Source organism: Psychrobacter sp. AOP7-A1-24 (assembly GCF_052376235.1).
Classification (GTDB): domain Bacteria; phylum Pseudomonadota; class Gammaproteobacteria; order Pseudomonadales; family Moraxellaceae; genus Psychrobacter.
Genome location: NZ_JBQSVM010000004.1, coordinates 1 through 23,080, shown reverse-complemented (window position 1 = coordinate 23,080; position 23,080 = coordinate 1). Strand labels below are relative to the sequence as shown.

Sequence of the window (23,080 nt, the reverse complement as noted above, 5' to 3'; positions counted from 1 at the left end):
AACTTTGGAAGTTTTTTTATGCTTAAAGTATATAAAGTATGCATATATGTGAATATTATGTATTATAATAATGGGTACGATGAGGAATATATGAGTAATAGTGCTGAGGGTAGCAAACAATTCTATGTCGCGACGGCAAACTTATTGAACTTCGCGAACCCTAATCGAACTTACTATGAAAATGCCCCAGCCTACGACAATGAAGCTTATGAACATAAGCTGCGAGGTCTTACAGGTTTGTTGGCTAAAGCACATGCTGATATTATCGCAGTACAAGAGGTTTGGGATAGTGATGCACTAGAGGCGTTAGCGGTTTCGTTAGGTTTTAAGCCTGAGCAAACGGTCATTCCACTCGCAAGTAACGATAGCACCAATACTTATACCAAAGGCTTAGGTGCACAGAATACACCTGCTGTGGGTATCATCAGCCGATTTGAGCAATTAGAAACCAGTTTATTAGAGGATATAGCACCAAAAGCTATTATTGATGTACCTGATATCGGTCCTTATCAACGTTTTAATCGTCCTCCACTAGTGTTGCGTGTTGACGCGTACGGGCAGCCAATTACTGTCATTACAGCACATTTAAAAAGCAAACGTGCTTTTTTCTTACGTGATGAAAACGGCAACCTGTTAGAGGACATGGATGATCCAAACATTCGAGTTCGCGCCAAGCTGCGTAGTCTATGTATGCGCGCGGCAGAAGCGGCCTCTATCCGTATGTCTATCATAGAGCGATTGCACCATACCCGTGAGCCATTGATTCTATTGGGTGATATGAACGATGTCACAGGTAGTGTAACCACTCAGTTGATGACAGAAACTGGGGAAGTTAATTACGACAAAAGTATGCGTGATGTCGCACTTTTTGATGCAGCTCGTATTCAGGCACGGTATGGTTGGATGAAAGATGTCGCCTATACCCATATATATCAAGGTATGCCAGAAGTTATCGATCAGTTATTTGTCTCAGAAGAGTTTTTGCCTGATAGTAAGTTTTCGCTCGGTCATGTAGAGCGGGTGGATTATTTTAACGATCATTTGAAGTGGGACTATGACGATAGAGTGACCGATCATGGTATTATAAGGGCGAAAATAAAACTCAATGACTAACTTTATAAAATTAGACGGTTAGCTCTATTAAATTGCTGATCGTTGTATTGTTTTTAACCTATTCATGTCCCTTGCTTGATAATATGCAAGCGTTTATGATAATTCTCCATTGAATACAGTAGTGACCGTACAGGCTTTATATTTTAGCCAAAGGTTAATAGTCCTTCATTTGAGGGTAGGTACTATTCAACGAAGATTATATTTATAAAATAGGGCGCAACATTTAAGAGATTCACAATGAGTGATAATAAAGACGAAAAGATTGAAGATGTGCTGGTAGATTCGGAGTTGGCAAAGAAGCTTGTACCTAATAAGTTTAAGTTTACTAGCCAGCAAGGTCGTGCACGTCGTCAAAAACTATTGGCTGGTGCCAAAAAATTGAGCGAAACACATGCTATCAACGATATAACGTTAGCAGCTGTATGTGAAGAAGCAGGCATACCAAGAGCTTCTGCTTACCATTTTTTCCCTAATATCGAAGCAATATTTTTAGCATTGCGTTTTTTGAATGCGATTGAAATATTAGAGATGGTAGAAACGGTCGATATTGGCAACTATGACAGATGGCAAGGGTATCTAACGGCGCTTATTGATCATTGTATTACGATATTCCATAACGACAAGACCAAAGCTAAGCTTATTTATGACACCAATACACCTGATTTTGAAGGTGATAGCTTTGGTGAAGATATGGATCATCAAATCGTTAATGTCGTGTATAAGCGTTTGTCAGAGCGTTATGAGATGCCAAACTTTCATGATATCCAAGATACTTTGCTGATTGCTTATAGCATTGTAAATGCCATATTCACGTTATCGTATCGCCGTCATCAGAGTATCACTGAAGAGTATATCCAAGAAGCAAATACAGCGTTTATCGCTTATTTACGTTGTTATCTACCAGAAAAATTACCACGTAAAAACCGCTAATTAAGCTTACTTTAAACATAAAAAAGCCGACATATATGTCGGCTTTTTTATGTCTAATTTTTAGCATATGATTGGAAGTAATAGAGATGAATACTTCTAGTAAAATAACCGTAGCCTAACGGTTAGATGTCAAATCTTGTCCACGACAAGTATCATCGCTTGCATCTAAATGCGCGTACTGCTTATAGTAGTTGGCTATTGACTTCTCTAGTGCTACATTGGTCTGTGAGTCATTTGTATTGACATAAGCCTCGCGTGCCTGCTCAAGCCAACGGTCTGCCATGCGAAAGTGCATACTAGATTCACGCCAGCCTCGCGCGCATTGATTGGTGGCTGCCCAAATCAAAGCCACTTCACTAAATGCCATCTCGCGTGGTGCTGATTTTATGCCATTACCGTCTTTTAATGCACTTAGAGTTGCCCATAGATCAGGGCGCATTAAGGCAGAGGTAGTAGGGATGTCCTGATGCAAGCTCAAGTCTTGTACCGTATCACTATCTAGTGCTTGCAATATAGGCTCTGCCATTTCTAATGCAACTTGACCCGCGGATAAGCGGCTATTCATACTGTCTTGATGAATGGCATAGTTCAACCATGCTTGCGCTTTATAGGCAAAATACTGTTGAGCTGCTGTCTTGTCTTTTTGTTGATAGGGCTTTAACTGAGCGACCATACAATTTAACAGGCGCTGTTGTTCGCTTTGATACTTATAGGAGTGTGCTTGAGTCTTACTATCATCGCGGCAGTATTCAGCCATGCTAGTAGAGTTGGTTATTTGAATAGACTCACTCTCAGCTATAGCAGGCTGCATGAAGGTTAACGAAAACAAGGCTGACAATGTAACGCATAGTGAGCGCTTGAAAGGTGCTGCTTTGATGGCTGAATCAAACATGGTGTAAACCTTATGTTAAGGTAATAAATATTGGTATTATTTACCATTACTAGGGCTGACTTAATTTTTTATTGCATGATGGACCAATTAGTCGTCATACTGTCATGAGGTTGTACTTGCGATAGTATCATTCAATTACAATGCAGAGTTTCTGCTTAGACGCTGGTTCTTACGTGGATCTTCACGTTTGAATAAGTCTTCATCGAACTTAAAGCGCAATCTAAAGTAAGCACCTTGCTGAGTGCTGTCATCATAAGCAATATCTTCATCTTCAAAGCCCATGAAGTTATAACCAAGTGATAACCAAAGGTTGGTCATTGGGCTATAACCGACTTCTGCACCAAGCATGTAAGTTAAATCATTTGCCTGATCATTCCAGTACGTACCGGCTTGCAAACCGATATCCCAGCGCTCACTGATGTCATAAAGACCGCGGCCATAAACAGCGTGAGCCGTATTATTACTGGTTAAGCTGTTTGCTTCGTACTCTGTATACTTACCAGCGTAACGACCAGATAGCGTCAATGGACGCGTAGGATGGTAATTACCGTTCCATGACCAAATCATGGTGTCTTTTTGATAAGCGTCATCGCCAGTATTATTGTCATCCAAACGGTATTCGAATTTTGCAAGCATATCTAATTGATTACTATCGTAGTCACGATACGCAGCACCTAGCTGAAAACGATTGATAGTGCGATCGCCATCACTATAGTCAGTGCGTGAATAGATGTCTTTGGCTAAGAAGGTAACCTCATCGGTATAGCGATAGGCGATACCAGCACTACCAAGTAGCGTATCACTTGTTTCGCCCCAACGTTTTTCAAAACGTCCTGATGCCTTATAATTCTCTTTGGCAAGATATTCAACGCCGAAGCCTGCCGCTGTTGCAGTGTTGCTTTCTTCACCTTCCAGAGATTCAACACGCTCAAATAAAGTGTTTAACGTTAAACCTTCTTGAACATACCACTTGTTTTTTAGACCAATAGCGGCTTCTGCCTCACGTGCACTAATGGCATCGCGCATACGGTATTCGCTGTAAACCTTACCATCTTTCATGTAAGTTGCATCAAAACCAACAGTGGTACGTTGACGCTCATCTGTATCATCAAGACCATAAGTACCAGATAGGCTATTAATCAAATCGTGACGTGCGTATAGACGACCCAAATTACCAAGCGCTGTTTCACCACCGATAGAAGTTGCGTTACGTGAGCTGTTTTCGATATCTTGCTCATACTCTGCAAATACCAAGCTATCATTCAACTTAGGTAGACGAGAGGTAAGACGAGCACGAACAGTCGTACCTTCAATATCTTCTTCAGCGTTACTCACGCCATTTAACGCTGACTGATTGATAATGTCATCATTAAACAGAGTGTCGTCTGTAATATCTACAACGTCTGTCGCTGCTTGAGTATTACGTGAGGCAGCAGTCGCGTCTTGTTTGTAATAACGAACCCCAATTTCACCAACGACGTTCTCACTTAAACGATGTTCAACGCTAGCTTGTACGCCTTCACGGCTGGCATCAGTAGTATGCTCTTCTGTGCGTATACCTTCTAACTTAAGTGCAGTCTGCTTATCGTTCAGTGTATGAGTAACCTCTACACCAGACTCAGTACGTCCAGCAGTAAGCGGTGATGCACCAGTGACAAAGCCTTCGTCGGCATCATTATAATAAGCTTTGGCAAGCGTGTTTTTCTTATTGTCAAAATCAAGCTCAATACGTAGTGCGTTACCTTCAACATCACTATCGGTCAGTTCTGTCGCATTGATTTGATTACTTGACTGAAAATTTGGGTTTTCAGCTTTGTTCATCGCATATTCAGCGACTAGCTTTAGCTTATCATTGAATTTAACAACACTATTAACACTAGCCAGCTCTTCTTTATTGAGTGGGTCATCGCTATTCACGTAGCTACCACCGATGGCGACTTTATTCGTTAGTTGCTGCTTCGCTGCAATACCACCAACGAAGTAATCTTCACCACCTTCATCAACTTCGACAGTGACACGGATGTAGATAGGGTTGCCTGCGCTATCTTGACTAGCAATCGGTGAAGTCAAAAATAAGCTACGGCTGATAGGGTCAATCTCATAATCAGCAAAGCGAGTAAGCGTCTCACGATTGATAATAAGCCCAGGGTTATCGGCATCACGAGTAATAACTTCAACGGTTTCAGAGTTTTCTAATACCGCATCAAAGTTTTCAGCCAATGGATATGGACCTGAAATGCCCAAACCGCGAGTCTCATTTACACGTTGGCTAGTACTGGTCTCTGCTAAAAAGGCAGTAACGCGAGTATCGCTGTCTTCAAATTGAGCTTTTAGACCAGTTAATGTACGGTTATATTGACCAAGCTTGATACCTTCGTCGTCATCGATCTGAGTTTTCAAGTCACCATACATAGCGAACGAGCGACCTTTATCAAGGCGCACGTAAAGCTTGCTAGTAGACTGAGCATCAAAACCTTTGGCTGATGAATCACCATAGACAGGATAATATTCGCCAGGTTCGATATCACGGAACAAACGCTCGCCTTTTTTATCACTATCGTATGCAAGCGTTAGCAGATAGTCGCCGCGTACTTTTCCTTTTAGGAACATCGCAGCACGACCAGAAGCTGTGTAATCATCATTACCAGCAAAGTCATTTAGCTCTTGCTCAAATGCACCTTGAGCATCGGTAATGCTGCCACCGTCAAAGTCTTTTAGTGAAATAGCACCTTCTACAATACCAACAGCGATCAGTGGACGTAGTTGAGCGGTGAACTGTAACGGAATGATTTGTTTGCTGTTACCAGTATCAATGACTAGCTCACCTTTACCCGGTACGCTAGGTGCAGTGACGGGAATTAATAGCTCACCACCAGAAACAGTGACTTGAGTGCCTGCTTTGTCTTGACTGCCATCTTTTAGATTCACTCGGCCGATATTTGTGTCGATAGTAATCGGCGTTGATGCAATGTAGGGACGACCATCACGATCTTTTAGACTAACAACGACCTGATATTCACTAATACCGTCAGCTGGTACTAACTGTGCTTGAGTACGGTAGTCGATAGCTTGTAAGCTATCAGGAGTTAATACTTCGATAGTTTGCTCAGAGATGACTTGACCGTTTATGTCGGTTGCGACACCGCGCAATATATTCTTGCCACGCTGTAAATCAACAGCATAGTAATCGAAAGCCATTACATTCTGTTTCTCTTGCTCAGCAGTTTTACCTATTTTTTGTTCTGACACAGCTTTGCCATTGGCATATAGTGTGAACAAAGACCCAAGTGGTGCCTGAACCTGTACCATTTGTTTGTAAGTGCTAAGCTGTTGGCCTTCGTTTAGATTAATAAAGGCAACATCGTTGCTCGACACTTCTCTTAAGTATTCTTCGAGCTCTTTTTCTACTGGCTGGGCAACAGTGGTTACTGCCATATCAACGCGGCTATCTGCTGGATTGACCATGTCATTAACGATAGCCGAATCACAGCTGTTACCAAGATCCAAATCACCGTTGATGTTACAGCCACTAGCATCTACATTGTCAGTGTTATCGGTATTATAGTCAGGATCTAAAGTTAGCTCGGTTTTTACGGCTTGTTCTAACGTGTCGTTTTTCGCGTCTACTAGTTTGCTACGAGCAATCAACTCAGCGTTTAAGCGCTCAGTACTATCTGCCATACCGCCAACGATCGCAAAATCCGCACGATGTAATTCGCCGTATTTTAAATCAACAAAACGGCTACCAGCGTCACCAGCATTACGATTGCTTTGAGTAACCAGTTCAGTTTCTCTAGGGATAGTAGTACGATCGACCTTTAGTACATGTGTTTTGGCACTGACACCGTAGAAGTTATACTTACCTTCAGGATCGGTCACGATAAAGTTACCGTTTTCCATGTAGATACGTACACCAGCGACGCCAAGCTCGCCGTCTTCTTTTTGCTGAATGCCATCACGGTTGATATCGTGATAGACCTTACCGACGATAATACCGTCAGTATTCATCAAGCCACGTTCTACTTCAATCTTCCACTGGGCTTCTCTCGAGCCTACGCTTTGTCCTTGGTCATTTCTAGCAACGGCGGTGGCACGGTTAATACCATCGCCGCCTAGCGATGACGCACCGATTAGTACGCGATAAGTAATTTTCTTACTTTCGCCAACAGCCATGTTACCTAGGTTCAATACCTGATATTTCCCATCAGCTTTAAACTCTGTCGTCTGTGCTTGGTTAATATCGACATCAGTCGTTGGGCTAACACTGACACTATTCTCAACATAGTCAAAACCACGTGGTAAGGCGTCTTTTAGTTGTACATCGTAAGCAGTCGATTTGCCGTTGTTACTAATATCGATGGTATAGCTAACATAATCACCAAGCTCTGCAGTTTTGACATCGCTTTCTTTAGTAACGACTAGGCTTGCGTTATTATCAATGATGTTTACTTGAGTGTTTAAATTATCGATACGTACAGTAAGGTCACTATCATTTGGTAGCTGATCGGTACCTGTACCAACAGAAGGATCGATACAAGCGGTTAACTCAGCAGTCAACTTATCATCGACCAATGTCTGAATCAGTTTATCGTCAATAGCATTGGCATTGTTCTGTGTCGGTGCAGACAGGTGATACTTACCTGTATTGTTACCAGTCTCGATTCCTTTGAAAGAATAGGTATCACCAGTCATTGGCGACTTAACAGTAACCCATACTTGATCAGGTTTATCAGATTGCACGTTGCACTGAGCATAACTGGCATCAATATAAACATTGTCACCGATTTGCGAGTCGGTTTTAGTACCATCGAATTGAGGAGTCGTAAATTTGATTTCAGGTTCGATAATGAGCAGTCTATCGATGGCTTCGACAGCGGCTATTGATGGATCTTCCAGTATGATAGCGCCAATTTTCACATCGGCAGTATCGCCATCTTCACCATTGGCATCTGACAAAGCCTGTACGATAAGCTGAATACTTTCACTCTGACCAAGTTTGATCTGAGCGCTCAGGTTATCAAGAATCAATTGTCTATCGTCACTATCGACAATGCCGTTTTTATTTAAATCTTGATAAACTTGTAAATTAGATAGAGTAGGCGAAACGTTTAGCGTTAGCTCAACAGTCTGATCACTATAGCTGGTATTACTCAGTACGTTAGTCCAACTTACCTGTGTATTAGGCATGACTGTGCGTACAGCATGCTGAGTCAAGCTGATACCGTATTCAGGTAGATTTGAAGCTTTCACTTGTACTTGGTTTGAGTCAGTGCTGATAGTAGCGCTGGTCTCACTGTCAACGTTATAGCTGGCCTGAGCGGTGTTATTGATCAGCTGTACCAATGAATCAGTTGCAGCAAAGGCGGTATTCGATTGCATAAGCAACATTGCAAATGACAGCGCTGAGATTTTCGCTGTACACAATGTGATGTTTTTAGACGTATTGATTACAGTAGATGTCATAATAGGTCGCTTATCCAATAAAACACAAAGGGAGTAATAAGTCTCTAGCTTGAATAATATGTGCACAATTCAAGCTAGAGGGCTGGTCTATAAGCATTCTAGGATGCTTATAAATTAATTATGGTTTGATTTTGACTGAGAATTTTAGGGTAGCCGTGTTAGTAGCTGCTAGCGGACTCACTGTTGTGTTAATCGACGTGTTGTCGTTATTAGCTGCAACGGTAATGGTATTGTCTGAACCAGTTGTGGTAGTCGGGGAAATAGTCTGGACGGTCGCACCTGCTGAGAAGTTAGACAATAAATCCGAGATTACTAAGTTAGTGACGGGACGGCTTGAAAATGTGTTAGTCGCTACGATTTTATAAACGACACATTGTCCAGGCTCTGCTTCTAAATCCTCAGAGCCAAATGCACTGTCAGCAACATTGCCGCTACAAGTAGCGTCTAGCGCTTGGCTTTTAACCAAGTCCACACCTTTGACATTCGTGGTATCAACGACAGGAGCAGGAGCCACAGGACTGTCAGTACCACCTGGGATTAAGGTCACTTTAGTAGTTTCAGAAGTACCAGTCTCAGCAGCCGTTGATACAACGTTATAGGTGATGGTTACAGTACCTTTAGGCGCTATACCAGCTGGGAATGCAGCATTAACATCGTATTCACCAGATTCATTGTAAGGAAGTGTTTTGGTCGTAATATCGGTAGTAGTGGTTGAATCACCATCTTTGTCATAAACGAGTGTGATATTGCCAGTCTTGGCAGGTTCTACCTTGTCATTATTACCGCCATCTTCGATCTTAAATTTCAACTCGCCAGCATTAGCGCCTTCAGTTTCGCGGCCAGTGTTGGTAATGACAGTCTGATGTACCGCCTGAGTAGCTGCCGTCGAAGTATTTGGCACCTCTTTAGTGGTTGGGCCTGTTAAAGTCAAAGCACGTTGATTAGACGTCAATGGTTGGGTTGAATCACCACCTGGGGTGGTTGGAGCAGTACCATTTTCGTTTTCGGTATCAGCGCCACTTGGATAATAAGTATTCGTATTTTCGTCACCATTGGTGCCATCAGTACTATCAATAATGGTAACGTTACTACCACCGCCCAAAGGTGCTTCAACACTTACATGGTTAATCGTGCTTTTTGCTAGTGTCTCGGTAGTATCTTGTTGTACTTTAAATTTGATAGTAATAGTTTCACCGAGTGGAAGATCAACACCAGTAATTTCGAAACCATCAATTGTAGAGCCTGAGCCGATGCCCTTATTGTTTTGAGCGATAGTTCCTTTGGTTGCAGAGCCAGTAGTTGTAATGCTAGCTGCTGTCAAAGAGTCCGTTACTAGCTTTAGACCTTCTGGTAAGTTATCAACGATTTTGATACCAACCGCATCAGCGGCATAGGCAGCCGTCTTATCGTTTTTAACTGTGATTGTATACTCTGCAGTGGCATCGACGTTATTAAGGTCTAGCGTTTGCGAAACTGACTTCACAATACTGAACACAGGTAGCTTGGTGATTGATTCGTCAGTATTGGTAGCTATAGCATCAGCAGGAGCTCCTCCTTGATTCGCTAGATACGTACTCTTGGCCGTTAAGGTCAAGTTCTGAGTATCACCGCCTACGTTACCAGCGGTTTTGCCGTCGATAGTAATGATTGCATACTCATCTTTTTCTAGAACAATATCAGTATTAGTAAAGTCAGTACCCGTGATATCAGTAAAGGTACTAACCACGGCGCCATCGTCTTTATAAACAACGTAAGTGACTTTAGTAGCGGCAAGATCAAAGTTTTTGGTATCATCAGTTTTGTTGGTCAATGCCATGGTATAGGTATCAGTCAAGTTACCTAAATTTTCTAGGCGATGAGTAAACTGAGCCACGCCAGTAGGTACCACTTCTAAGCCAGTGTTTATGTCATCATTAGGGGCACCACCATCCTCATTCTGTGCAACTAGTGAGAAAGAGCCAGTTTCAGATACGTTAACCGTAACTTCGTTTGATTCAACCTCGTTCTGTGCTACACCATCAACACTATAGCTAGCTTTTGCAATGTTGTTGATAATGACTGCATCTTCAGCAGTTTTTGTCTCAGCCATAGCGCTTGTAGAGATGCCCATTACTGCAGCGACACCAACAGCTAACAGGCTATAGTTAAAGGTATTTGACTTCATGTAGTACTCCAAGGTTAATAGTAAAAATCGAATTAAGAATTAAAACGTTAAAAATAATGTGATGTTTATGAAACTAGTTAACAGTGGTGTTTAAGGCCACGGCCGCTGATTTCTTGGCTGGTAATAGTTTGATATTCCAACGTAGGGTGCGATATTCAGAATATGGAACTTTAACCATCTTTCCATTTACCTTGCGCATAAGAGGCATGTCAGCATAGTTTTTACCATCCGTGCTTGCCTGTGCACTTGTAGGATTTGCCTCACCAGTGAATGTCATGTTTGCAGGGATAGGTAATGTCACCATCAAGTCGTTAATGTCTTTATTGATGGTATTGGTATAATTCGCTTTATATTGGATTACAGTGCCTGCTGGTGCAGTGCTTACTGCTGAATAAACATTTTCACCATCTGCATTTTTGGTTACTTTGTCAGCCGTCAGTTCCATTTTTAAAGCATCATCAGCATGGGCGACATTTAACAAACAAGTAGAAGCAACAGTTGCCAATAAAATGCTGTGTAAAAGTTTGAAACGTTTCATATAAAATCCTTTCTTAGACTATTGCTATTAGCAAAAATCTAAATTTGCAGGTTGTGATTGAGTAGCCTGAAATCTAATACCTATATGGCTTTTAGACAGCACCTCTCTCGCTTTTTTCTATTGTCACGCAATCTATACAATTATTCATCACAAAAACGACAACTGGTATTTTGACGTATATAAACGGTAAAAGCCCTGTCTGGTTAGACAGGGCTTAATTGAATGTTTAATAATTTGATAAACAGGTGTTTAGTTAGTAATGGTATTACCATATTTAGTATTGAAACGGATGGCCTGACGGCGCGTGGCATTGGTAGTACCTAAAGAAAAAGCATTGGTAGTAACTGTACCGTTTTCACCAATAGATACTGAGTTTGAGGTAAACGATGGAACACCGCTGTTTTCACCAATAGGTATTGGGTTAACTAGGGTAGAGGTAACTAGTGAGCTGTTGGAGTCGCTTTTTTTCTGTAGCGTATCTTTGATAACAATATCTGTCAGGGAAACATTTCCGCGATTTATAGCTTCAATTCTATAAGCGATACATTGTCCTGGGATGATGTTAGATATTGATTCCGTACTATACGCGTCGCTAGCACTACCGTCATAATCAACATCGATTGTGCTAAGGTTGTTTAGACTACAGTCATGAATGTACTGACTTTTGATCAATACCAGAGCCGCATTCTCTTGGACAACATCACCAAAATCGTTGTTAGGGTAGTTATATTTACTGTTGGTAATATCTATCTGTCGTGAATTACTCGTGGTATCCACAGCATATTCATAATTGCTAGGCTCATTTTGAGTAACACAAAGTCTTGTATAGCTACCCACTTGTGCAGGCGTTAAGCTGAAACTATAGGTTCCGTCACTACCAATGTTTACCGTTTGTGCTGCAAACGTGCCGCCATCGTTTGTACATCTGTTTAGAGTAACAGTATGACCTGTAGTAAAGGGAATACCAGATTCAGTTGGTGAGTCATATTTACCGTTAAAATAAAGGCTATTATTTAAGTATTTGTCTGATACATCGTCTTTATTTGGACTTACGATTTTTCCATTATCATTAAATACGGTGCCTGAAAATACGTAGTTCGAACTATTAGTAATAGTACAAGTAATTTCGTCACCATAACTTAGACCCGATATTTTAAAAGAGCTACCAGAGCCATCGAGACTAGTGAATTTACTACCCATTGTTGAGTTAAGACAACTATAAGTAGCATTATAGTTAGTAATATCACCGCCATTTATTACGCGCTCAGATATGATATAGGTAGTATTTTCTTTCAGATTTTTTACACTACTGCTGCTGTTGCCAAGCGTCGTTCCGTTTCCAGTAGTAGTAAACTGATTCAATAAAGTTGTTTTTTCGTCTTCTGTTGTACTAATCTCAAATTGATCGTTACTGTTGATACGACTGCCACTAAGTTCTTTTTTAACTATTAATTTCGGCGGTGCTAGACAGAAATAAAAGTCTGAGTAGCCCACGACATGATCGCCAGTTGATATAGTTGTGGAAGCCCCGGTATAAGTATTACCATGAGTTGTAATGAATGGTGTACTCGCTGATTGGGCTTCCCATTCAATGTTAAAGTTACAGGGAAGAGTGGGGCTACAATTAGTCCATCGGTTTGCGGTAATCGTCTTATTTGAATTAGATACAGTAAAGTTATTAGCGAAATTGCTGAAAATACCACCCGACGTAACAATAGATACTGATTCAGTATATCTTCCAGCTGCATTAGCATCTAAATCTTGAACTACAAAACCGTATTTTGTTACAGGTTTGTTAATAGTAGCCGTTAACCTATGATTAATATCAAGATTTTCACTGCTATGACGCATATTAAGGGCATTGGTAGTAACGCCAGTAAAGGTACTGACTTCTGGATAACCAGTTCTAACGAAATTAATATCAGAAAAAGATAAAACGAGTTTAAGTCCATTATCAAAGCTATATGTGGTACTAGAGTTGCCTGCTGCTGACCAACTCAAGGTACCTTTAGGTGCGGGCGTAGTGTTCTTAGATCCTAAATAATACAAAGCATTTCCACTCGGACATACGGGATTAGCTTCAGCAAAGGCTGAATTGCTAATCAAAAGCATAGGAGTAGTAGCTAGCAATGCCATCATTTGACATATGCACCTATTGAATAAATGCTTTTTCGTTGAATTCAAAAGTTGGCGTGCTTGATGCATATTAATATTCCTATGTACTAAAGCCTAATGTAAACGTTTATTTACTAAAAAAATTGTGTTACACGTATTTTGTATATTAAGTAATATTTTTGTAAAAATCATATTAAATAGATGAAAGGTACTTTTATTATGACAAATTACCGTGTGCTAGGTAATCAACTGGTCACAGATTACAAATCTGTTATCAAAGAATATTTACCTAGAAACTAATCATTATTTATTTAAAAAATACTTGTTATTTTCTCATTTCTCTACAGCCATAAACAACTAGGCTGTAAACACTTATAATGAAATGTCATAATCAATAAACGATTAAACGGATAGTTATAGCATTATGGATTGTTTAGAAAGTGTGTTGATTTGATGCACTGGCTGACACGAAATAATACTATTTTTATAATCGAGCTGTATGTCATCGCACAAAACAACGGAATGCTTGAAAGTAGCAAGGATGTCATAGGTAAACCAATCTCTCATCACGCATTATTCAACGAAGCCCTGCCATTAGGTAGGTGTGACTGATATAAAAGGATTAACAAGAATGAATTATTATAAGGATGCTGATAGCACCGAAACGCAGGAATGGCTAGCAGCCTTCGAATCTGTGGTCAAACACGCAGACAAGGACCGTGCCCAGTTTCTTCTGAAAGCGTTATATAATATGGCAGTTCAAGAAGGGTTGCCATTCAATAGACTAGATACTGCGTACGTCAATAGTATTGCGGTTGAAGATGAGCCAATGTACCCAGGCGATTTGGGCATGGAGCGTAAGATACGTGCTTTGATTCGTTATAACGCACTTGCCATGGTCATGCGTGCCAATAAGAACGATGATGATTTGGGTGGTCACTTAGCGACATTTGCTTCTAGTGCGACACTTTATGAAACGGGTTTCAACCATTTCTTCCGCGCGGCTAGCGATCACTTCGGTGGTGACATGATCTATTATCAAGGTCACTCAGCGCCAGGTATCTACGCCCGTTCTTATCTAGAAGGTCGTTTGACCGAAGATCAACTTGATAACTTCCGCCGTGAAGTCGGTGGTAAAGGTCTATCAAGCTATCCGCATCCATATCTCATGCCTGATTATTGGCAGTTCCCAACGGTATCAATGGGACTTGGCCCAATCATGTCTATCTATCACGCCCATGTACATCGCTATATGGAAAACCGTGGGTTGCTAGAAAAAGAAGGTCGTAAGATTTGGACGTTTTTAGGTGATGGTGAAACTGATGAGCCAGAAAGCCTAGGAGCAATTTCTCTTGCTGGTCGTGAAAAATTGGACAACCTAATATGGGTAATCAACTGTAACTTACAGCGTCTTGATGGTCCAGTCCGTGGTAACGGCAAGATTATTCAAGAACTAGAGTCAGTATTCCGCGGCGCAGGCTGGCGTGTGATTAAAGTCATCTGGGGTGGTAACTGGGATTCACTACTTGGTAAAGATCATACGGGTGTGCTCAAACAACGTATGGAAGAAGTGGTGGATGGTGAGTATCAGTTATATGAAGCGCGTACGCCTGAATTTACTCGCAAAGAATTCTTTGGTAAATATCCAGAGTTAGAAGAAATGGCAGATGCGTTGACTGATGAAGAAATTTCACGTCTGAACCGCGGTGGCCATGATCCGGTTAAAGTTTACGCTGCCTTTAGTGAAGCGATGAAAACCAAAGGCCAACCAACGGTTATTTTGGTCAAAACCGTTAAAGGTTATGGTTTGTCTACCCAAACGCAAGCCGTCAATAAATCGCATCAGGTCAAAAAGCTTGATCAAGAAGCGTTAATGTATTTCCGTGACCGTTTTGACTTACCATTTACTGATGAGCAGTTAGAGACTCTACCATTCTATCGTCCTGAAGAAGGTTCGGCGGAAATGAAGTACCTTAAAGGTCGCCGTGAGTCGTTAGGTGGTCATCTGCCGAACCGTCGCAGTGGTCATATTCCACTAAATATCCCTGAATTATCAATGTTCGATCGGGTATTAAAAGGTAGCAACGGTAAAGAACAATCTACGACAATGGTGTTTGTACGCTTGCTATCTGCGATGCTAAAAAACAAAGACATCCAAGATCGCGTCGTACCGATCGTACCTGATGAAGCACGTACGTTTGGTCTAGAAGGTATGTTCCGTCAGCTAGGTATCTACTCGGCTGTTGGTCAAAAATATACGCCAGAAGATAGTGAAGCATTGATGGGCTATAAAGAAGCCCTCGATGGTCACATGTTGGAAGAAGGTATCAACGAAGCAGGCGCAATGAGTACTTGGATTGCGTTGGCAACCAGTTATTCTGTAAACGCGTTGCCGATGATTCCGATGTATATCTATTACTCAATGTTCGGTTTTCAACGTGTGGGTGATTTGGCATGGGCGGCAGGCGACTGTCAGGCACAAGGCTTCTTGTTAGGTGCGACAGCTGGTCGTACGACACTTAACGGCGAAGGCTTACAGCACCAAGACGGTCATTCACAGATCCTGTTCAATGTGGTGCCAAACTGTGTCAGCTATGATCCTTGCTTTGGTTATGAGCTAGCTGTTGTTATGCATGATGGCCTACGTCGCATGTATGGTGAAGGCGAACGCGTTTATTATTACTTGACGTTGATGAACGAAAACTACGAGCAGCCTGCCATGCCAGAAGGTGCAGAGGAAGGTATCAAGCGCGGTATGTACTTGCTCGAAGATAATGGCTCAGCACAAGTGCAGCTATTAGGCTCTGGTGTTATCTTACGCGAAGTACAAAAAGCATCACAGATTCTAAAAGACGAGTTCAACATCACCTCTAATGTCTGGAGCGTGACCAGCTTCAATGAGCTGACTCGTGATGGTATGGATTGTGATGACTACAATCGCCTACATCCAATGGATGAAGAGAAAGTGCCTTGGGTTACTGAGCAGTTAGCGCCGCACGAAGGTATCGTGGTTGCAGCGACCGATTATATGCGTAACTACTCTGAGCAAATCCGTGCTTGGTTACCAGACAACCGTCCTTATACCACTTTGGGTACTGATGGTTATGGCCGTTCTGACACTCGTGAAAACTTACGTAGTTTCTTTAACGTTGATGCTGCACACATTGTGGTGGCAACGCTTAAGCGCCTAGCTGATGAAGGTGAAGTTGAAATGCGTTTGGTTAAAGATGCGATTTCAAGCCTGGGTATCGATGTGGATCATCCACCTGCATGGCAACAGCAGGCTTACTATGATCAGTCTCCAGATGCACCAGCACCAGGTAACGTAAACCCAAATCCTGTACCTGAATTTATCGCTGAAGATGATGATGAGATTAGTGATGAAGATCAAGCAGATGCAAATGTACTTGATGATAAAGATGCCAAATAATAATAACCATAAGACGAGGAAATAAATCATGGACATTAAAGCCCCCGATTTAGGTGTTGATAGCGCCGAAGTCAGCGAGATTATGGTAGAAATTGGTGATGTCATCGCAAAAGATGACAACATCGTATTATTAGAATCTGACAAAGCATCGGTTGAAGTACCAAGTTCTGCTGCCGGTAAAGTGACTAAAATTAGTGTTGCTATCGGTGATCAAGTTAGCGAAGGTATGGTGCTAATTGAGCTTGAAAGTGCAGACGACAGCGAAGAAAGCAGTAGTGACAATGCTGCTACTGAAGAGCAAGAAGTAAATAACGCAGACGATAATACCGATACTAAGCCAGAGTCAAAACCTGAGCCTGCTGCAACTGAGTCAAAACAGTCAGAGTCTGCTGCCAAACCAGCCGCTAGTGCTGGCAAAGCAACTACTCATGCGCTACCTGATTTAGGTGTTGATGAAGCGCAAGTTTCTGAAATTATGGTTAGCGTTGGTGATACTGTCAGCGCTGAGCAGTCAATTTTGCTCATCGAATCAGATAAGGCATCGGTCGAAGTGCCAGCACCAGTTGCTGGTAAGATTGAGAAAATCTTGGTCGAAGCAGGTGATATGGTCGCTAATGGTCAGGACTATATCGTTATTATGGCAAGTGGCACAGATGGTGCTAGTGACAGTGAATCTGAAGCGCCAAAGCCGCAAGAGTCAGCACCAGCCAAAACAGAAGATAAACCAGAGACTAAAACCACGGGTGAGCCAAAACAAGCTGCTAAGCCGACTAATACTGATACAGCTATTAGCCAAGCAGAGGGTAAATTAACTGAAGCACAAGTCAATGAAAAATTGGTTGATGTGTATGCAGGTCCTGCCGTTCGCAAACTAGCGCGTCAGCTAGGTGTGGATATCACACAAGTGAATGGTTCAGCTCTAAACGATCGCATTCTAAAAGAAGACTTGTTTGCACATGTTAAAAACAGTCTAACCAAGCAGAAAGCGGCACCTGTGAGCAGTAATGCTGCCAGCTCGGGTCTACCAAAACTGCCTGACATGAGTAATGCTGAAATTTGGGGTGAAACAGAAACACAAGACCTCAGCCGCTTGCAGAAAGTCTCGATACCACAGCTCAACTACAATACTTTGCTACCGCAAGTAACGCAGTTCGATTTGTCTGATATCACTGAGACTGAAAAACTACGCGGTGAGCTAAAAGGTGGTATGAAAGCTGAAGGTATTGGCTTTACTATCTTGGCATTTGTGGTTAAAGCAACTGCTTATGCGTTGACTCAGCATCCACGATTCAATAGTCATTTGAGCGATGACAATACTCAGGTTATATTACGCAAAAGCGTCAATATGGGTATTGCTGTGGCAACAGATGATGGGCTTATCGTACCTGTCATCAAAAACGTACAAGATAAAGGCCTAAAGCAAATCGCGATTGAGATCGGTGAGCTTGCTGTAAAAGCTCGTGATAAGAAGCTCAGCACTAAAGACTTACAAGGGGCAAGCTTTACTATATCGAGCCAAGGTAACTTGGGTGGTACTGCCTTTACACCATTAGTTAACTGGCCACAAGTTGGTATCCTAGGGGTTTCTGAAGCAAGTATGCAGCCACGTTGGGATGCTAAGACACAAAGTTTTGAGCCACGTTTAATGCTACCGTTGTCTTTGTCTTATGACCACCGTGTAATCAATGGCGCAGATGCTGCTGTATTTACTCGTTATATTGCAACGCTACTAGCAGATCCACGTCGTATACTGATCTAAAGCTAACTAGTAATTAAAAAAGACTGCCCACGGGTGGTCTTTTTTTATGGAGATTATTTGTTTTTATAGGTTATTAGCTGCTTTATAAATGATTACTTAATAATTAGAGTAAACATTGATATCCGTAATTAATAGGCACAAAAAAGCCAGCTATCAAGCTGGCTTTTATTACACATAATATCTTTACTGATTTAGAACTGTTTAACGAATGCGACACCGTATACCCAAGGACTGATATCAACTTCACCGATATCGTCACCGTTTAGGCTTGCATCTGTTTTGATGTCCATATAACGGGCATCGATACGGAAAGCTTCGGTAGGAGCAAAAGGAATATCAAGACCAACATGACCAGCCACGCCAACGCTATCATCAAGCTCTAAATCGTTACCATTACCAAGGTAGATTCTTTCTTTGAAAAAAGTTGTGTAGTTCACACCAACACCAACAAAAGGCTTCACATTCATAGGTAGGTCATAGCCATCGAAGTGATACTGCACAGATAGAGTAGGTGGTAGATGCTGCGTTTCTGCATCAATTTCGTTACCAGCATTATCTGTTAGGGTAATATCATGATGAAACGGAATAGCAGCTAGTAATTCGACACCAACGTTGTTAGCGATAAAATACTCACCGCTGATAGTTGCACGGATGTCGTCGTCAACTTTTACAGATAAAGTATCGTTAGCTAATTGACCATTATCACTTTTTGGATCAACCATGTGTGCGCCAGCAGCAACAGACCAAGTACCAGCAGGGACAGCAAAAGCAGTTGTCATTGTAAGTGCAGCAGCAGTTGCTAAAACTAGGGATTGTAGTTTCATCATTTAATTCCTTAACGTAATAAAAATTATCAGCAGTTCTCTAATGAGGGATGGCATTAGCTACTGATACACAATGTCATGATTAGTATCTAACCTGTAACACTTGCTCTCTATTATAGTACGAAAATCATTATTACTGGTAAGGTTTTAAGCATAAAGTAGCAATATTTCTGCAATAAATTACATTTACATGTAATTCAGTTGTCTACAGTCTATAATTGAACACAACAAAAGCTGCTTCTTAAGTAAGGGTCATTGACGTGAGTCGGTATCTCTTATTTATGATTCAATAAGAGGTGCAATATATTATGCTTGGCTATTGCAGTAACTCACCTCTACGCTGTAAGAATGCGTGTACTATGAAAATATTGAATCAGTCAGATGATTGTTGCCCTGAATGTGATTTGTTTTTGATACCTGCGCAAGATATTAGCCAGCAGCTTCGTGCTGATGAACAGTTCTTAAGGTTCTTTATCCTGCTCATTGTGTTTATACTGCTGGTATCGGTCTATATTTATTACCTGTATTTTGTATAGCTGATAGTTCTGGCTAGTAATAGACAAGTCAGTACTGAAATGAGGCGCTTCTGATAAAAATCACGGATGATTGCTGCAAATATATCCTATGTTCTGTGATGAAAGTTTGATTTTTATTGTTTGACCGTTGTTTTATTCTACTAATATTAAATCGGTATTTCACCGCATAGGGCTGGCATGTTATTCCAATCTATACGGCGCTTGCGTCATTTTGTTTATGATATTTTACAAAATGAAGAACATGACACATTATTTAGCCGTTACGTCGATTATTTTCTCATATTTTTGATCATGACTAATGTAGCCGCTGTAATAGCGGAGTCTGTCGATCAGTGGTATTACCCTTACCAAAACTACTTCACACTATTCGAAAATTTCTCCATCGTTGTCTTTTCTATTGAGTATTTACTGCGCCTATGGAGTGTGGCTGAAGCTAAGCCCGATAATACAACGTGGAAACAGCGTTGGGATTGGCTCAGAAGTCCATCAGCATTGATTGATTTAGTGGCTATCGTGCCAGCCTTTTTGAATTTCTTTGTCAATATTGATTTGCGTTTCTTGCGTATTTTACGCTTATTTCGAATCCTGAAATTAACCCGTTATTTTGCGTCAATGCGTATCTTGCTAGTCGTAATTAGCAAGGAGCGAGGCTCATTTCAGGCCGTTATCTTTATTCTTATTATTATGATTGTGACCGCCTCTAGCGGTATTTATCTAGTGGAGAATCACGCACAGCCAGATGAGTTTGAGTCCATACCTAAAGCGATGTGGTGGGCTGTGGTGACACTAACAACCGTAGGCTATGGAGATGTTACGCCAATTACGAATGCTGGTAAAATATTGGGTGCTATCATTACGATACTGGGTGTGGGTCTCGCCGCACTACCGGCTGGTATTCTAGCGACGGGATTGGCGAATGAGTTGGCTCAGCGGCGTGAGGAGCTTGAACAGCATTTTCGGGAGCAATTGATTGATAGTGACTTTGATCTGGTACAGAATCAGATGATGATCGATAAAATTCGTCGAGAGCTTGGGTTAGATAAGGAACAGGCACAAAATATCGTCCTACAGGTACTTCGAGAGCAAGAGCTTGAGCGGCGTGAAAAAGAAGTTGAGACGCGTAAAAAGAAGTTCTGTCCAAATTGTGGTGAAGTTTTATAGGTAAGAGTCAGGTAATTTAGAGCGGATAGGTTTTTAGCAGTTAATTACGTGAACGTTTCAATCACAAAAAGAGGTCTTGTATTTGCATGGTACAAGACCTTTTCCAAGTGCGGTTACTAGCGAACTTTATACTCCCTGAGGGATAGGCAATGCACGCGCTAATTCATGAGCCACTTCTTGTGCTGCACCTGCTAGTTCTTCCGCAGACAGAGGTAAGTTCTGCAATGTTAAATGCCAGTCATCAACAGATCGACGCAAATGCGCTACCCATAGAGTGGTGCAGTCGCGTGGGAGCTGCTTTAGGTTCACCTCAAAGCAACGGTTTCCTTCGTCATCACTCAGATGAATTTCGCCTTTTTTAACCCTAGAGAACGAATGACCATGATATGAGTTGGCAATTAAGCCAATATGATTGATATGAGCGGGTATTTTCTCAAGCTCTAATCTGATTTGCTCTTGATCAAGTGGGGCAAGATACATAGCTTGTTCACCGCGATCTTTACCATTTAAGCTGTCTCCTTGATGCTTGATCGACTCCGCTTTATCCCGCAATTGCTTAAACCAAACGATGTCATTGATGACGCAGTTATCATCATATAGCACGCACGCCAAATCAATATCCATTGCACTTTGATGTTTCTTGAAGCGTTTAAACAGACCTTTGGGTTCAATTTTGGTAAATTCATAATTGAGCGCAAAAAACAAAGTTCCCGCGTCTAGTCCCAGTCCTCGTAAACTATCTGACAGCAGCGGTGTTGGAGCAGTGGTCGACATAACTTTCCTTTTTTATTCTTAATTTTTAACCGTTGTATAAATTATTGACTACTCACATGAGTATGGCTAATGTAAGCCTATCTCATATTAGTAACATCACTTGCTGCTTACTGTCGAAGATTTATCTAACACTGCTTGATAGAGTAGCTCAGGTTTAGCGTCTAATAGGCCACTACCAAATCCACGTAGCCACCAGACCAGCTGTGAGGTCAAGTTAACAGTAGCCTTTACAGTCAGGGTATTATCGTTGTTTAGCGTAACAGTTTGATCGTCATTAAGCTTACTTTCGGTCAGACTTTTACCGGCTTGCCTAGTAAACCTAAGTTCGACAGCGGTATTTTTACCGCGCTCGTCCAACTCGCCAAACAGTGGATGACTAAAGCCCATACTGCCTTCATCTAAGTAGGTATCGAGTTGAAAATTTTCTGGCGTTTTTGCAGCGGTCTCAAGAATATCAACACTATCAAAACGATGTAAGGCAAAAGTGCGAATGGTGGCTTCTGGGTCATCAGTACGGGTTGCCAGTAGATAGATGATCACGCCGCGCTGAATAATGGCGATTGGATTTAGGACGTATTCACTGGCTTGTAATTTGTTGCTACGAGTATAACAAGCATGAATCTGCAGCTGATAAAATAGCGCGTGGTAAATATTGTCTTTACTATCCAAATCTATATCTGGTGCGATAAGTGGCTGTGTAGCAGGTTCAATTCGCACTCTGTCTATCCAAGAGTGAGTTACTTTGCTGTTTTTGAGCTGTCGCCGTGCTAAGTCAAACCAAGGAAATAATTCATCTAAGATGACAGGTGGCAGTAACTGGGTCAGATTGGCCTCAACCATATTAAAAGCAACCGCTTGTGATAAGTTCATATGCGGCAAACTTTGTAATGGTGCATCTTCTTTCCAGCGCCAACCTTGTGGATTGGCATTATTTTTTTCGATAGGGAAGCGCTTGGCGAGTGCATTCAAATCACGTTGGACAGTACGTAGACTGATATCAAAGCCTGCCATCATCAGCTGCTCATAAATATGCGTGGTGCCTACCCAGCGATTGCGCTGTAGTTGTGATAGTACCTGCCACTGCCGTGCAGTCGTTGCCGCACCATGTCGATTGTCACTGACATTGGTGGCATTGGCCTCTTTTGAGGTATCAGTGTCTACAGCTGCAAGCGCACTTGCCTGCTCGCTAGGGGTGGACTGAGCTTGGATATTGTCAGCATCAGTAAGATGTACAGTCATTAAGAGATACCCTTTATGAAGTTACAATTCGGTTCTTGGCACGATATTGTTTGATCAGGAACCGTTAATCATCGCAGAAAAGCAGCGTAGCGTCTAGCGACGTTCATATATGCATATATTTATTTGATGGTTGCTGTTCGAT

At 41.7% G+C, this 23,080-nt stretch carries 14 protein-coding genes; 6 read left to right on the top strand and 8 right to left on the bottom strand.

Annotation, left to right across the window (positions count from 1 at the left end):
* Positions 1-90 precede the first annotated feature (90 nt).
* Both ACT3QQ_RS02505 and ACT3QQ_RS02500 read left to right on the top strand, forming a co-directional pair.
* Positions 91-1,113 (top strand): endonuclease/exonuclease/phosphatase family protein, encoded by a 1,023-nt coding sequence (locus ACT3QQ_RS02505; RefSeq protein WP_444526784.1) that lies wholly within the window; start codon positions 91-93, stop codon positions 1,111-1,113.
* A 237-nt stretch (positions 1,114-1,350) separates the two neighbouring features.
* A complete protein-coding gene (locus ACT3QQ_RS02500) occupies positions 1,351-2,043 on the top strand; it encodes a TetR/AcrR family transcriptional regulator (RefSeq protein WP_444519595.1) in 693 nt (230 codons plus the stop codon).
* Positions 2,044-2,158: 115 nt separating this feature from the next.
* Here ACT3QQ_RS02500 and ACT3QQ_RS02495 read toward each other — a convergent pair whose 3' ends face one another.
* The 5 genes from ACT3QQ_RS02495 to ACT3QQ_RS02475 form a co-directional block, all read right to left on the bottom strand.
* Complete coding sequence (locus ACT3QQ_RS02495; RefSeq protein WP_444526783.1) at positions 2,159-2,935, bottom strand: hypothetical protein; 777 nt, start codon at positions 2,933-2,935, stop codon at positions 2,159-2,161.
* Positions 2,936-3,070: 135 nt separating this feature from the next.
* On the bottom strand, positions 3,071-8,398 hold the full coding sequence (locus tag ACT3QQ_RS02490; protein ID WP_444526782.1) for a hypothetical protein: 5,328 nt from the start codon (positions 8,396-8,398) through the stop codon (positions 3,071-3,073).
* A gap of 118 nt (positions 8,399-8,516) precedes the next feature.
* Entirely contained in the window at positions 8,517-10,562 is a 2,046-nt protein-coding gene (locus tag ACT3QQ_RS02485; protein WP_444526781.1) for a hypothetical protein, read from the bottom strand.
* A gap of 73 nt (positions 10,563-10,635) precedes the next feature.
* Positions 10,636-11,100 (bottom strand): hypothetical protein, encoded by a 465-nt coding sequence (locus tag ACT3QQ_RS02480; protein WP_444521946.1) that lies wholly within the window; start codon positions 11,098-11,100, stop codon positions 10,636-10,638.
* Between the two features lie 249 nt (positions 11,101-11,349).
* A complete protein-coding gene (locus ACT3QQ_RS02475; protein WP_444526780.1) occupies positions 11,350-13,305 on the bottom strand; it encodes a hypothetical protein in 1,956 nt (651 codons plus the stop codon).
* A gap of 541 nt (positions 13,306-13,846) precedes the next feature.
* Here ACT3QQ_RS02475 and aceE point away from each other — a divergent pair.
* Both aceE and ACT3QQ_RS02465 read left to right on the top strand, forming a co-directional pair.
* Positions 13,847-16,645 carry a pyruvate dehydrogenase (acetyl-transferring), homodimeric type gene (aceE, locus tag ACT3QQ_RS02470; protein WP_444526779.1) on the top strand — a complete coding sequence of 933 codons (2,799 nt, stop codon included), beginning with the start codon at positions 13,847-13,849 and terminating at the stop codon, positions 16,643-16,645.
* A 28-nt stretch (positions 16,646-16,673) separates the two neighbouring features.
* Positions 16,674-18,404, top strand: coding sequence for a 2-oxo acid dehydrogenase subunit E2 (locus ACT3QQ_RS02465; RefSeq protein ID WP_444526778.1), 1,731 nt, complete (start codon positions 16,674-16,676; stop codon positions 18,402-18,404).
* Between the two features lie 191 nt (positions 18,405-18,595).
* Here the strand turns inward: ACT3QQ_RS02465 and ACT3QQ_RS02460 are convergent, their stop codons facing one another.
* Positions 18,596-19,228: an OmpW/AlkL family protein gene (locus ACT3QQ_RS02460; protein ID WP_444522129.1), complete on the bottom strand. Its 633-nt coding sequence runs from the start codon at positions 19,226-19,228 to the stop codon at positions 18,596-18,598.
* 359 nt (positions 19,229-19,587) lie between these two features.
* On the opposite strand from ACT3QQ_RS02460, the gene ACT3QQ_RS02455 reads away from it, so the two are divergent.
* On the top strand, positions 19,588-19,764 hold the full coding sequence (locus ACT3QQ_RS02455; protein WP_444521949.1) for a hypothetical protein: 177 nt from the start codon (positions 19,588-19,590) through the stop codon (positions 19,762-19,764).
* Between the two features lie 177 nt (positions 19,765-19,941).
* Entirely contained in the window at positions 19,942-20,925 is a 984-nt protein-coding gene (locus ACT3QQ_RS02450; protein WP_444519604.1) for an ion transporter, read from the top strand.
* 126 nt (positions 20,926-21,051) lie between these two features.
* Here ACT3QQ_RS02450 and ACT3QQ_RS02445 read toward each other — a convergent pair whose 3' ends face one another.
* Positions 21,052-21,699 (bottom strand): TerD family protein, encoded by a 648-nt coding sequence (locus tag ACT3QQ_RS02445; protein ID WP_444526777.1) that lies wholly within the window; start codon positions 21,697-21,699, stop codon positions 21,052-21,054.
* A gap of 96 nt (positions 21,700-21,795) precedes the next feature.
* Positions 21,796-22,938 (bottom strand): helix-turn-helix transcriptional regulator, encoded by a 1,143-nt coding sequence (locus tag ACT3QQ_RS02440; protein WP_444526776.1) that lies wholly within the window; start codon positions 22,936-22,938, stop codon positions 21,796-21,798.
* Positions 22,939-23,080: the final 142 nt, after the last annotated feature.